Genomic DNA, 13,276 nt, shown 5'->3' with positions numbered 1-13,276 from the left:
GTCTTATATAAATAGCCTCTTAAATCCAATCATCTCTGAAACCGCCTCCATGACCGACAACAAAAAGTCCTTTTATTATCGTCCTAAAACCAACCAATCGGCTAACCCTACGGTACGCTGGACGTTTTTGATTATGGGTTGGATATTCTTCGTACTTGGCATCGTTGGTGTACTGCTGCCCGTCATGCCGACGGCGCCCTTTATACTATTAGCGGCGGGCTGCTGGGCGCGTAGCTCTAGACGTTTTCATTTTTGGCTGATTAATCATCGATTCTTTGGTAAGTTCGTTCGTGACTGGGAGAACAATCATGCCGTACCGCGCTATGCTAAATTCTTAGCGACTATCATGATGGCGGCTTCTACTATTATGTTGTTTTATAAACTGCCTGATCAGATAGCCTGGATGGCTTGGGTCGTGGCGGCAGTTTGTACCGGGGTGGCTATTTATCTGTTTAGATTACCAAATGCTTGATAAAACAAGGTTTTAGTACAAAAAAGCGTTTATTTGTAACCTGTTACACAAAATGTCAGATAGGGCTTGCGATAGTAGGTTATCAGCATTATAATACACCCAAGCTTAAGAGCAGTTCTGCACCAAATCATTACCACGTAGTATTAGTTATAATTCTTCGTTTTAATATTTACCGTTCAGTAGCTATTTGCAAGCATTATCGGTCAATTGACCATCAATAGATTTAAATTAGGATTAGAATTATGTCAGATACTCAAAAAGGTACTGTTAAGTGGTTTAACGAAGCTAAAGGCTTTGGTTTCATCGCTCCAGAAAACGGCGCAGACGTTTTTGCTCATTACAGCGAAATCACTGGTTCAGGCTTCAAAACTTTAGCTGAAGGCCAAGAAGTTGAGTTCACTGTAACTCAAGGTCAAAAAGGTCCACAAGCTCATAACATCGTTGCTATCTAATCTCTGATTAGAAAGTAAAGTGTTAAGAAAAGCGAACCTAAGGGTTCGTTTTTTTATGCCTACGATTTGGTGTTGATCAAAAAAGCCTACGCTATATCAATAGTGTAGGCTTTTTTGGGTTTTAACAGATTTGGCTTTGCTCATCAAATAAAGCTAATACCCACATTGATCAGGCCACCACCTATTATCAACCAGCCAAACATTATAGCGCCTAAGATAAGCGGCTTAGCACCAGCTTGCTTGATAGCGCTTAGATGCGTGGTCAAGCCGAGCGCAAACATCGCCATCGTCAGTAAGATATCGTCCAATCTCACCAGCGTATTTTCAAAACTCTTAGACATCGGTAACCAAGTGTGTAGCAGTACGATTAAGATAAAGATAAAAGCAAACCAAGGCACTTTGACTTGTTTAACACGGTGCATGATCGATAGCTTTTCACCGTCACTACCACCGCTTTTGGTAAGAGCAAATGAGAGTATCAAAAGAAAAGGCGCGAGCATCATTACGCGAATCATTTTGGTCACGACCGCCGTATCACCGACCTCAAGGCTGATTGCATTACCAGCGACCACCACTTGCGCGACCTCATGAATAGTAGATCCCGTATAGACGCCGTAATCTTGCGGACTAAGCCAAACTTGTAGCCAGCCTAAATGATAAAGAAAAGGGTAGAGTAGCATTGCGATAGTACCAAATACGACGACCGTTGCCACTGCGATAGTCACTTTATGCGCTTCTGCCTTGACCACAGGCTCAGCTGCGATAACGGCAGCCGCCCCGCAGATACTAGCGCCAGCACCGATGAGCAAAGTAGTTTCTTTATCAACTTTTAACAACTTAGTGCCGATCCAGTAGGTTAATAAAAAGGTCGAGGTCAATACTATCGCATCACTCATAACGGCTGGCATACCGACGCTAGCGACTTCAGTGAGCGTCAATTTAAAGCCATAAAATATAATGGCCAAGCGCAGTATTTGTCCTTTAGCGAAACACACGCCATCGGCTAGCTTCGCGGCGCATTTAGGATATATAGTATTGCCTAACACCATACCGATCAAGATAGCTAAGGTTAGTGAAGATAAGCCGACGATGCGCCCGTTACTCCATATATCCAAGCTAGTATTAAGCCATAAGCAAAACAAGCTACCAATTAGTACAACCATAAGTCCCATGAGCTGGCGATACTTAGGAATATAGTGACTAATGGCTTGGGCAAAAGCGATCATGGCTTTTCTACTTATAATAGATTTATTATTTTTAAGAATTTAAAGTGAATAAAGCTATTATAAGTAAAGTTAATCTATAATAAAAACAGATTAATAAGATATAAACTATCGTTTTTTTAGATAGATTTTTTTAAAACTGACATGGGCGTAGGATGCCTCCCGCGTACCTTAAAAAAACTAAATGCACCTACAATCATAAATGAATAGAGAACACCATGCAGACTCTAGCGCAGACCTTACCAAAGATTACCCTCAGACAATTGGCCATATTTGTGAGTATTTATAAAACAGGGAGCACCAGTAGCGCCAGCTTACAGCTGCATTTATCACAATCAGCGGTAAGTCATGCATTAAGTGAACTTGAAGCACGGTTGCAAATGCCATTGTTTGAGCGGGTAGGACGCAGGCTCAATCCACATGCAAATGCGCAGCCTGTCTATGTGCAAGCGCAAGCTATATTGGAACAATCCTTAGTGCTTGAGCACTATCATAAGCATCAAGCAGGGCAGATTCATATTGGCGCCAGTACTACTATTGGCAATTATGTACTACCGCCATTGCTGGCAAAGCTATATGAGAAGCTACCTAATGCTCACATTGAGATGACTATTGCCAATACTCAGGAAGTGGTAAGCGAAGTTGAACAACTTAATATAGATCTTGCGCTAGTTGAGGGAATGCCGCGTCCAGCTGATAGTAAAGTGATAGAGCAGCAAGCTTGGCGCACTGATACTTTGATATTGTTTGCCAAGCGAGATAGCAAGTGGTTAACGGATTTAGCTAATTATGATACGAATGAAGCTTGTTACCGACTAAACACTGATCAATTAGCACAGCTACCCTTGTTAGTGAGAGAAGCGGGTTCAGGTACACGGCAGATTATCGATGAGCAACTGCTGCAACATCTACCAAACGTTGAGGTAGTCATGGCGATTCAGCAATCGGAGGCGATCAAGAATATGGTCAGTGCAGATATCGGCATTGGCTGTCTGTCTCAATATGTCATAGAGCCGGAGCTGGCAGATGGTAAGCTGGTGCAAATAAAGGTAGATAATATCGACTTGGCACGGACATGGTGGCTAGTCTGGCATAAAGCTCGTCATCAAAGTCCGATTTGGCAGAGCTTTATTAATATTATTAGCGAGGGTTAAGTCGTTTACTAGACAGGCAATTGCACAATAAAATAGCGCTATAGAAATAAATCTAAAGCGCTATTTTTGATTCATAAGTAACTTTAGCTATCTTTTATACAGGTTTATCCAGTCTAACCACTAAGCTATCACACGGTACATTTGGTAAGATATTATCAGCCGTTGCGCCACTGAGCCAAGCGGCGATACCGTGACGCTCATGACGACCGATGACTAATAAATCAACATCGTTTTTTTCGCAATAATTAACGATGCCTTCACTATTGGAGATGGCCGTTGTCACCTCAGAGTTCACCACTGTCAGCTCATTACGCAGCAAAAACTCAGCCAGCTTTGCGCGGGCTTCTTGACAGCGCTCATCATCGATCTCATCATATAGACTCGATGCAGGCACCAGCTCATAGCCGAAGCCAACCATAGTATCTTTGACAATATGCAGCACCGACAGCTTAGATCCGGGGCGATTGACCACGATATGCTTAGCCTTTTGTGCCACTATATCAGCGTCAGAGAGTAGATCGGTCACCAGTAAGATATGTTGATAAATCATAATTACAACCCTCGCTCTAAGTTATTCAAATTAGATATTACCTTTATAATATCACTACTAGGGCCTGCTGTCTTAAGTAGTATTGCCTAGTTAATAACATAATCAACACGCCCTAGTTATGCCGATACTGGCATATCGAGTTTAACTACTAAGCTATCGCAAGGCACATTAGGTAAGATATTATCCGCCGTGGCACCAACTAGCCAAGCGGCGATTCCGCGACGTTCATGGCGTCCAATAATGAGCAGGTCAACATCTTGTTTATGGCAATAGTTAACAATACCTTTATCATTCGAGATAGCAGCAGTTACCTCTGACTTGACCGCATTTAGCTGGTTACGTTCTAGGAACTGCGCCAGCTTGGCTCGTGCCTGTTGCCAATGCTCGCCATCGGTTTCACCTGAGAGACTAGAAGCAGGGACTAATTCATAACCAAAGCGCACCATATCATCTTCAACGATATGCAGGATAGACAGCTTAATTTCGGGACGATTGGCAATGACATACTTGGCCTTTTGGGCGACTATATCGGCATCGGATAATAAATCAGTAACCAATAAAACATGTTTATAACTCATAAGTTGACCTTTATTTGCGATACAATTTTTTAGTAGGTTTTTTAGCAGGTAACTCCATAATAGCACTGCGGATATGCTTTGTTAAGTATTTAAGGATTCTCCTTTTCAACTATACTTTCAACTATACTTTTGACTATTCTTGAGGGTATAACTTGAGCCAGTCACCTTGACTTCTATATAAGCAAGCCCCATCTATCAGCGTTAGGCAAATGCTATTTAGTGATGCTTTTATCAAATTCATCATTACATTTATAGATGCTATTCAATTCTAATACCTTGATAATAATTTTTGTGAGCCGTTATTTACTCAATTAACAAGAGCAAAAAGGCAATAATAAGGATAACTATGACCGATATTTTTAACGCTGACTTAACACTGCATTCCGAATTTGAGCTGCTTGAACACCGCCATATCGAGGCACTATCGATGGATGTGTTGATCAGTCAGCATGTTAAGACAGGAGCGATGCATTATCATTTGGCGCATCCAAGCGATGAGAATGCTTTTTTGGTCGGTTTTCGTACTCAGCCAATGGACTCAAAAGGTGAGGCGCATGTGCTTGAGCACGTGGCGCTCTGTGGCTCTGAGAAGTTCCCCGTACGTGATCCGTTTTTTTCGATGATTAAGCGCTCACTCAATACTTTTATGAATGCTATGACCGCTGCCGATTGGACGGCTTATCCGTATGCGACACAAAATAAGAACGACTACTTTAACTTATTAGCTATTTATCTTGATGCCTCATTTTTCCCTAATATTCATCCGCTTGATTTTGCTCAAGAGGGTATCCGTGTCGAATTAGATGCTGATGATAAGCCTGAGTTTAAGGGCATTGTCTTCAACGAGATGAAAGGCGCGATGAGTGATGAGATTGACCAGCTTTATCATACCGTCGCCCATCATTTATTCCCAACCACGACTTATCATTATAATTCTGGCGGTGATCCTGCTGATATTCCAGACTTGACTCATAATGAGCTGGTCGAGTTTCATCAGAGCCACTATCATCCGTCTAACAGTGTGATTATGAGCTTTGGTAATATTCCAGTACGCGAGACTCAAACTAAGATCCATGATGATGCGTTGACACGGTTTGCGGCGGGTAAAAAGCATGTTTCGCGTCCAGAAGTGCGCTTTTCTGCCCCTATTATCGCCATCGACACTTATACTGCTGATGAGGCAGGAGACCACCAAACTCACCATGTTATCGCGTGGTTATTGCCGTCGATTACTGATCCCAAGCAGCGCTTGGCATTGCGTTTGCTTGAGGGCGTATTAATTGAGCATGCAGGCTCGCCATTACGTGCCTATCTTGATAGCCATCCGCTGGGTAAAGCACCAAGCCCATTATTAGGCCTTGATGATAGCCATTACGAAATGGTGTTCTATACCGGTCTGCGCGGTTCTGAAGCTGAGCATGCCGAAGCGGTTGAGCAAGGTATCATTGACTTATTGACGCAAGTGGCCAGCCAGCCTGTAGATGATGAAACCATTGAGACCATACTGCATCAGATTGAAATCGATCAGCGTCATATCGGTGGCGATAGTATGCCTTATGGGTTGAATCTATTGCTTGAAGGCTTTAGTACCGCTATTCATGATGGCAATCCTCTAGATGTTTGGGAAGTTGATGAGCACCTACTATGGCTACGCGAGCAGGTAAAAGATAAGCAGTGGCTACCTAATTTAATCAAGCATCACCTACTTGATAATAACCATCGCGTACGTGTGACGTTGACACCAGATAGCGAAAAGTCTGCGCGTCTTGCGGCTGCTGAACAAGTGCGTCTTGACACTATCGCGATGGATATGAGCGCTGATGATAAGTCTATTCTAAAGCAACAAGCGCTAGACTTGGCGGCGCGTCAAGCCGCACCAGATGACTTGAGCTTGTTGCCAAAGGTTGGATTAGAGGATGTGCCTGCAGATATTAGCTTTAAGCAAGGCAGTCAAAAGCAGATCATGCTAAGTGGCGAGCAGAGCACCTTGTTTGAATATGAAGCGGGCACTAATGGTCTGTATTATTATCAGGTCATCGTGCCATTAACAGACGCAATCAATCCTGAAAGCGCCGACTCTATATATAAGCAGCTGCCTGCTAACGATGTGATTAATCATCCACTATTGCCGGTTTATTTAGCCCTATTATCTGAGCTTGGTACCGACTCAATGGATGCTTATGAGCTGCAAGCTAAGCAAGCGGCGCATTCCTCTGGGGTGACCGCACGCGTCAGCCAGCGCACCAGTATTGATGACAGCCAAACAATAACAAGCTATTTTGTGATGGCAACTCGTGCCTTGAATCGTAAGCCTGAGGCTATCGATCTGCTCAAGGAAGTCATGGAGCATAGTGTCTTTACCGAGCACGCACGTATCAAAGAAATCTTGCAGTCACGCCAAGCTTCTTGGCAATCGCGTCTATCTAGTGCAGGTCATGCTTATGCGCTCCAGACCGCCAGTCGTGCCATGAGCCGTCAAGCGCAGTTGGAGTATGTGCGCAGCGGTCTGCCTGCGCTGGGTGCGCTCAAGGAGTTTTTGACTCATGCTAGTGAAGATGAGGCGCTTTGGGATCAGCTGGCGACGAGCTTGATGGACTTACATCAGCGTCTGCTAAGTCTACCCAAACACGCGGCTATTATTTGTGAAGCCGAGCAAACCGAGCGTTTGAGCAATTTGATTGTCGAGAGCTGGCAAGACAGTGATGCGCCAAAGTTTGACGCAACCACTCAATTATCGATGGTTAATATTCCAAGCGAGTTTAGTGGATTATCTTTAGATTCAGCCCTAAATGGTGAAACAGACGTCACACAATCTTTAGAGAGTAATCCAATTGTTGAGGATTTGGCGTGGTTGGTAGCGACCAACGTGTATCATAATGCCAGCGCCTATACTGTGCCAGCCGCTGATCATCCTGATACCGCAGCGCTAATGGTGCTCGCGCCTTACTTACGCAACGGCTACTTGCACAGTGCTATTCGTGAGCGTGGCGGCGCGTATGGTGGCGGGGCAGGCTACGACGCCAACGCTTGTGCCTTTAAATTCTTTAGCTATCGCGATCCCAATTGTAACGAGACCTTTGCGCATTTCGATGCCAGTATCGAATGGCTATTAAATGAGCCGCAAACGGATGAGCAATTAGAAGAAGCTATTTTGGGCATCGTTTCAGGCATGGATAAACCAGGCTCTCCTGCTGGCGAGGCGATCAAAGCTTGCTTTGCCAATCTGCATCATCGTGGAGCAGACTGGCAACGCAAGATGCGCGCCGCTATCTTAGCCGTTACTATCAATGACTTGCAGCGCGTTGCTCAGCAATATCTGCAGGGTCAAGAGTATGTACGCGCGGTGTTAGCGCCGTACGATAAAGAAGAGGCTGTAAAAGAGCTTGGCTTTAAAGTATGTAAAATTAAGAGCTAACCTACTGCTGTATTTTAGATTATAAAAAAGCCAAGCATAGTTGCTTGGCTTTTTATACTTTAGGTTCAGTAATAATTAATGCTTTAATGCTAATAACGCTTAATGCTCTGATCTTTAGCGATTTGATCTTGATGAATAGGGAAGTCTTCGCGATTATCAAATTGCTTGCGATCTGAAAAATAGCTTTTTAGGGTACGTTTTACCGCCTCAAAAGCAATAGTATCCCAAGGAATGTCTTCTTCAGTAAATAAGGCACAGTCAAGACTCTCAGAGCCGATACCATAAGCGCCGTCTTTAAGATCATTCAAATAAATAACGTAAATCTGACCAATATCAGGAATATCATAAATACAGTAAAGCTGTGGATTAGTGACTACTGCATCTGCCTCTTCAAAGCTTTCGCGCGCTGCGCCCTCTGCGATGGTCTCACCATTTTCCATAAATCCCGCAGGTATCGTCCATAAGCCGTATTGTGGCTCAATAGCACGACGGCATAATAACACTCTGTGTTTATGTACGACCAACGAGCCACAAATCACTTTTGGATTTTCGTAGTGAATATAATTGCAGTTAGGGCATACCAAACGCGGTATATTATCAGTAGGTGGGATTTTACGTTCGGCTTCGTGGCCACATTCGAGACAATAGCGCATAATAACGGCCTTATTGTTATAGAAATTATAAATGAAATTTATTTTCAGTAAGTAAAAACAAGCAGTAAAAGATTGTTTTAGAATTTTACCTTAAGATAGCACAGATTGAGCTGATATTAATTATTGTCCAGCGCTGAAAGTTAATAATCGTATCAGCAGTCACATAAACTTTGTGCAGTAGTGCAGGGTTTAGGCTAGTCTAAATCAAGTGCAGCTCTTGGCGGCTACCGTTCAATAATATTGAAAATATGATAGTCTTTAAAATGAAAATACAGCGCTGTTCTAAATTGCAAAAATATAATAAAGAATAGCTAAGAAAAAGAAGGTACTTATAATGATCAAATCGCAATATGCTGATAATTTTAATGAATTAACAGTCGCGCTGCCCGCTTTTATTCGTCATCCTACGCTGAGACAATTGGCTGAGCGTGTGCAGTATGAAACGCTTAATACGCCAGATCAGACGATAGGCCAAACGCTAAATAATACTAATAGCAGAGATGGTATTTATCATAATAGCAATCGCACTCGCTTATTAGATAGCTTATATAAAACCCCTATTGCCGATGCTTCGGTACTAGTTGCTATCACTAATGAAAATCGTCCCAAGCTATTATTGACTCGGCGCGCCGCACATATGAAGAGTCATGCTAGCGAGATATCTTGTGCTGGCGGGAAATATGAAATAGGGGATGGCAACAACGTCGTGACGGCACTGCGAGAAGCCTGTGAAGAAACCGCCTTGTCACCGAATAAAGTACAAATCGTTGGTCAATTGCCTATTCAAACCTCAAAAAGCGGTATGAGTGTACGCCCTATTGTGGCGCTTATAGCACCAGATTTGGTGCTGGTGCCTGAGTTGGCAGAGATATCGCGTATCTTTTGGGCAGACTTTGAGACTTTTACCACTCAGCCGACCATTGAGTATGCGATAGAGTATACCATGCTGGGGCAGACATCGACTATCGTCACCCCAAGCTGGGAGATAGAAGGCGAGACGGTTTGGGGCTTAACGGGTATGATTTTGGCAAATTTGCTCAAGACAGGCTTTGATCGCCAGCTCGATTGGTATTATCGGGTGCAAGAGTCAGGCATAGCATTAGATCGTTAGTTTAAGATTAGGTCAGCGATAGCTATTTATAATAATTATCGTTCTTTTTGAGCCACCAGTTCATATTATCTTGGCGACGAGCTCGAAAGCGCTCTAGCTTATCAGCAACTCTATCATTATATTGTCGTGCGCTATCGAGTGCGAATAGTATCGGCACTGAAGACAGCACACCAAAGCGAATTTTGGACTTTGGCAAGTCCAGCCCATCGCCGATATCATCACCGACTAAGGTTCGGGTCACGCTAGCGTTGACCATCTCTACAAACCGACCTTTGCGATTGTCTTCACCCATGAGTTGGCGGGGTAGATCATGTAGCGCTTTGGCTAATGGCTGTCCCATCTTAAAATCCAGCTGCTGGATTGAGAGGTAAGTATAAAGCCACTCCCAACAGGCGGCTTCATCTTTGGGCAAGCGCTCAAGATCGACGCCCATCCAATAGCTGGCAAGATTCCACAGATGTAGGATGCCTTGCGCTTCTTCGCTACTGATACGCGCACCCAAAATACGCAGACCACGCATAATCAATAATGAAAACTGCAAGTGAGTGGCGATCATATCACTTTGATTAATCGGCACACCCCAATAATCTGTATTCCAGCTACCATCAGCATTATGATGTTGATCACTATCAGCAATAACACCTTCTGCTGAAGTTAACTTGCCTTTAAGCAGATTTTGCCGAACTAAGGTATGAATTTGACGTACATTTATAGACTGTCGCCAGCCCTCAGAGCTGATCGCTAGTACTTGACTAATAGGCGCTTGCTTAGGGTTAGTCTTGAGCTGTGGGTATTCAGATACTGCCAATATATAAGCATAGGTACGCATGAGCCTAGGCAGGGCATCATGCATTAGTGCGCCCGTTTGGATAAGTGGTAGTGAGAGGGCAGGAATACTATAGCCAGCCATCAGCGCCACATTACGCAATAACCAAATGAGCATCAGGGGATAGCGACGATAAGCGATAGCGCCAATCTCAGCCAGCTTAGGGTCATACCAGTCAGGATGAGCGCCAAATTGCTCAGTCAGCATCATAAAAGAGGGGTTATCAGCAAGCGATTGGTCACTTTCACCTTGGATAATACTGCGCTGTAGCGGCTTAGCAAAGCGTATGCCGTCGGCGGCAAGCTTATCCGCGATAGGATCACCGATATCATAACCCTCTACTATTTGGGCTAACAATGTCGGTGAGATAGTAAAATCTTTAGGCAGAAGGTGACGCTTGATACGACGTAAAACCTGCAAATCACTATGATCATCAATGCTTGTGGTACGCCCATGACGTTGATAGGTCTGACGGCTTGAAGGATTTATAAGGCTGCTATTATCTATACTCATCAACGGCTCTTATTATGATTGCCAAGTCTTGTGAATGATAGCTCGTTAAGTGCAAGTGCTATTAATGGAGAAATAAAAAATAGTCAAGTTAAGAGGCTTAGCCTTATTCTCAAACTTATTATTAATCCTAGTATCTGATAAAACCTATCACCGATAAGGATTGGTCCGATCTAATAGCTCTATTCTGCGCTCATTATTATCGATTCGTCGTTGAATTTTGTATAATTCTTCTGGCAAGTACAATAAGCGCGTACGTGCTTCTTTTTCGGTCTCAAAATCTAGCATGTCACCATTACGCAGCTTGTCATACTCGTCGCGATAAGTCTTAATCAGCTGTTTATCTTTTTCTATCTCATTAATAAAGGTGTAGTACTGCTGACCTTGCTGATTGATTTTTCGTAGACTGCTCATCATAGATGCAGGACAGACATTGTTCAGCGCATTGCCACGGCGACCTACATTGTAAGCACTATCAGCTGTGCAGTATTGCTGCAACCCAAGTTCGCGACCGCGCTCCCACGCCTGATAGTCAGGCGCAACACTTACTTTAGCGCAAGCTTTAGAGTGTGAAGCTAGTCGCTCTACGGAGTAGCCTGCTACACCATCATTATAACCTATAGCTTGCCAGTCACCGACTATACATTCTTGCTTAGATAGCGTCGCACAGCTTGAGAGTAGCGAGATGCTGCCTATTACAAACATCGTGGTCATTAACTGCATAGTTACTAACCGCATACTGACCTCCTGTATTAGCCTCTATAAGCAAGTACTAGCTTGTCGTCTATGGGTGAGTCAGATCAACTGAAGTAGTATTTACTTCATCTTTTAGAGTGACTTTTAACATAATGTAGCCGGCGATACCTGAGACAATGGATCCCATAATGATGCCTAAGCGCTCATCAAATACATAATCGCCACCTGCAAATGCAAGACCACCGATAAACAAACTCATGGTAAAGCCGACACCACATAGCAGAGCGGCACCATATATTTGCTGGAAATTCATGCCATTAGGCATCTTAGAGACACCTAATTTAAATATCAGCCAGCAAGCAAGCATAACGCCAAGCTGTTTACCAATGAATAATCCTGCGGCAATACCTAGTGGGACTGAATGGAACAAATCAGCAAGTCCTGCACCTTTTAGAGAAATGCCTGAGTTGGCAAAAGCGAAAAGTGGCAAAATAGCGTAAGATACAATATCTTGCAAACTGTGCTCAAGCTCTTCTAAGGGCGAGTGTTCAGGATCGGTCTTATCAAACATCGGTATAAATAAGGCTAGTACTACACCTGCTAAGGTGGCGTGAATACCAGACTTTAAGACGAACACCCACATCACTAAGCCGATTATCAAATAAGGCGCAACGTTCGTGACATTACGACGGTTAAGCAGATATAAAAAGGGCAGACATAGTCCTGCCAATGCAATGGCGCTCAAAGATAGCTCGCTGGTATAAAACAAAGCGATAATCAAAATAGCGCCAATGTCATCGAAGATAGCAATGGAGACCAAGAACACTTTTAGCGAGTTGGGTACGCGACTCCCCAATAAGCTTAAGATACCTAAGGCAAAAGCAATATCAGTAGCCGCAGGAATCGCCCAACCTTTCCAATATTCAGGCTCATTGTAGTTAAATATCAGATAAACAATAGCGGGAAAAATCATCCCACCAATAGCCGCGCCTGCTGGTAAGATAATCTGCTTGACGTTAGAGAGCTCACCGATAAGGACTTCGCGTTTAAGCTCAAGCCCGACTAAAAAAAAGAAAATCGCCATCAGGCCATCATTGATCCAGTGATGAGCATCTTTAGCAATCTCAAAGCTACCTATTTGAATGGCAACTGGCGCATGAATAAAGGCCTCATACCACACATTGAGAGGAGTATTGGCGATAATCATTGCTGCGATAGCGGCTAGAGCTAAAATAATTCCGCCTGCTGCTTCGAACTCAAAAAACGCCTTTATTCTTTGTATTGCCATATCGTCCTCAGTTGCAAAATATTCAATAAACGTAGATAAATAGTATCGTCAATAATGACGTTTAATAGCATTTATCTATGTTTTCGTAATGTTATATCAATAATAAACAAGCCAAGCGCTATCTATTAGGCAACCGTGTAGCTCGGGCAATAACCCTGCGGTGGTCTTAGATGGTGAGACTGATAGTAGAGTAATGCTGACTTGTGGGCATCCTTATTATAAAAGTTGTGCAATCTTCTTCCATAAAGGTTCTACGGTTATTACTTAATGCCTTGTTGCTCCTTCTAATTTAGTGACATGGTCATGTATAGCGTTAAAATATAGGTGTTTATAAAAAGTACTAGATAC

General features: G+C 43.4%; 12 protein-coding genes. 5 read left to right on the top strand and 7 right to left on the bottom strand.

Features of this window, described 5'->3' with window-relative positions; all coding sequences use genetic code 11:
- The first annotated feature begins 49 nt into the window (after positions 1-49).
- On the top strand, positions 50-472 hold the full coding sequence (locus ACR63T_RS11400; protein WP_305898884.1) for a YbaN family protein: 423 nt from the start codon (positions 50-52) through the stop codon (positions 470-472).
- A gap of 242 nt (positions 473-714) precedes the next feature.
- Positions 715-924 carry a transcription antiterminator/RNA stability regulator CspE gene (gene cspE, locus ACR63T_RS11395; RefSeq protein ID WP_192524164.1) on the top strand — a complete coding sequence of 70 codons (210 nt, stop codon included), beginning with the start codon at positions 715-717 and terminating at the stop codon, positions 922-924.
- Between the two features lie 143 nt (positions 925-1,067).
- Here cspE and ACR63T_RS11390 read toward each other — a convergent pair whose 3' ends face one another.
- A complete protein-coding gene (locus ACR63T_RS11390) occupies positions 1,068-2,150 on the bottom strand; it encodes a YeiH family protein (protein ID WP_472784066.1) in 1,083 nt (360 codons plus the stop codon).
- Positions 2,151-2,365: 215 nt separating this feature from the next.
- Between ACR63T_RS11390 and ACR63T_RS11385 the strand changes: the two genes are divergently transcribed.
- On the top strand, positions 2,366-3,301 hold the full coding sequence (locus ACR63T_RS11385) for a LysR substrate-binding domain-containing protein (RefSeq protein WP_201570137.1): 936 nt from the start codon (positions 2,366-2,368) through the stop codon (positions 3,299-3,301).
- Between the two features lie 94 nt (positions 3,302-3,395).
- Here the strand turns inward: ACR63T_RS11385 and ACR63T_RS11380 are convergent, their stop codons facing one another.
- Both ACR63T_RS11380 and ACR63T_RS11375 read right to left on the bottom strand, forming a co-directional pair.
- Positions 3,396-3,851, bottom strand: coding sequence for a universal stress protein (locus ACR63T_RS11380; protein ID WP_472784065.1), 456 nt, complete (start codon positions 3,849-3,851; stop codon positions 3,396-3,398).
- Positions 3,852-3,967: 116 nt separating this feature from the next.
- Positions 3,968-4,429 (bottom strand): universal stress protein, encoded by a 462-nt coding sequence (locus tag ACR63T_RS11375; protein ID WP_305898881.1) that lies wholly within the window; start codon positions 4,427-4,429, stop codon positions 3,968-3,970.
- Between the two features lie 346 nt (positions 4,430-4,775).
- Between ACR63T_RS11375 and ACR63T_RS11370 the strand changes: the two genes are divergently transcribed.
- Positions 4,776-7,844 (top strand): insulinase family protein, encoded by a 3,069-nt coding sequence (locus ACR63T_RS11370; protein WP_472784064.1) that lies wholly within the window; start codon positions 4,776-4,778, stop codon positions 7,842-7,844.
- A gap of 89 nt (positions 7,845-7,933) precedes the next feature.
- Here the strand turns inward: ACR63T_RS11370 and ACR63T_RS11365 are convergent, their stop codons facing one another.
- Positions 7,934-8,497 carry an NUDIX hydrolase gene (locus ACR63T_RS11365; protein ID WP_305898879.1) on the bottom strand — a complete coding sequence of 188 codons (564 nt, stop codon included), beginning with the start codon at positions 8,495-8,497 and terminating at the stop codon, positions 7,934-7,936.
- 334 nt (positions 8,498-8,831) lie between these two features.
- On the opposite strand from ACR63T_RS11365, the gene ACR63T_RS11360 reads away from it, so the two are divergent.
- Entirely contained in the window at positions 8,832-9,608 is a 777-nt protein-coding gene (locus tag ACR63T_RS11360) for an NUDIX hydrolase (RefSeq protein WP_472784063.1), read from the top strand.
- Between the two features lie 22 nt (positions 9,609-9,630).
- Here the strand turns inward: ACR63T_RS11360 and ACR63T_RS11355 are convergent, their stop codons facing one another.
- From ACR63T_RS11355 to nhaA, 3 genes are all read right to left on the bottom strand, one after another.
- The gene (locus ACR63T_RS11355; RefSeq protein ID WP_305898877.1) at positions 9,631-10,947 is read right to left on the bottom strand and encodes an oxygenase MpaB family protein; all 1,317 of its coding nucleotides are present in this window, start codon (positions 10,945-10,947) and stop codon (positions 9,631-9,633) included.
- A 147-nt stretch (positions 10,948-11,094) separates the two neighbouring features.
- On the bottom strand, positions 11,095-11,682 hold the full coding sequence (locus ACR63T_RS11350) for a DUF2799 domain-containing protein (protein WP_472784062.1): 588 nt from the start codon (positions 11,680-11,682) through the stop codon (positions 11,095-11,097).
- Between the two features lie 46 nt (positions 11,683-11,728).
- Positions 11,729-12,928, bottom strand: coding sequence for a Na+/H+ antiporter NhaA (nhaA, locus tag ACR63T_RS11345; protein WP_305898875.1), 1,200 nt, complete (start codon positions 12,926-12,928; stop codon positions 11,729-11,731).
- Between the last annotated feature and the right edge of the window lie 348 nt (positions 12,929-13,276).

The sequence above is a fragment of the Psychrobacter sp. M17(2026) genome (assembly GCF_055699815.1).
The sequence above is the reverse complement of the archived record's forward strand: the minus strand, read 5'-3'. Positions and strand labels throughout refer to the sequence as shown.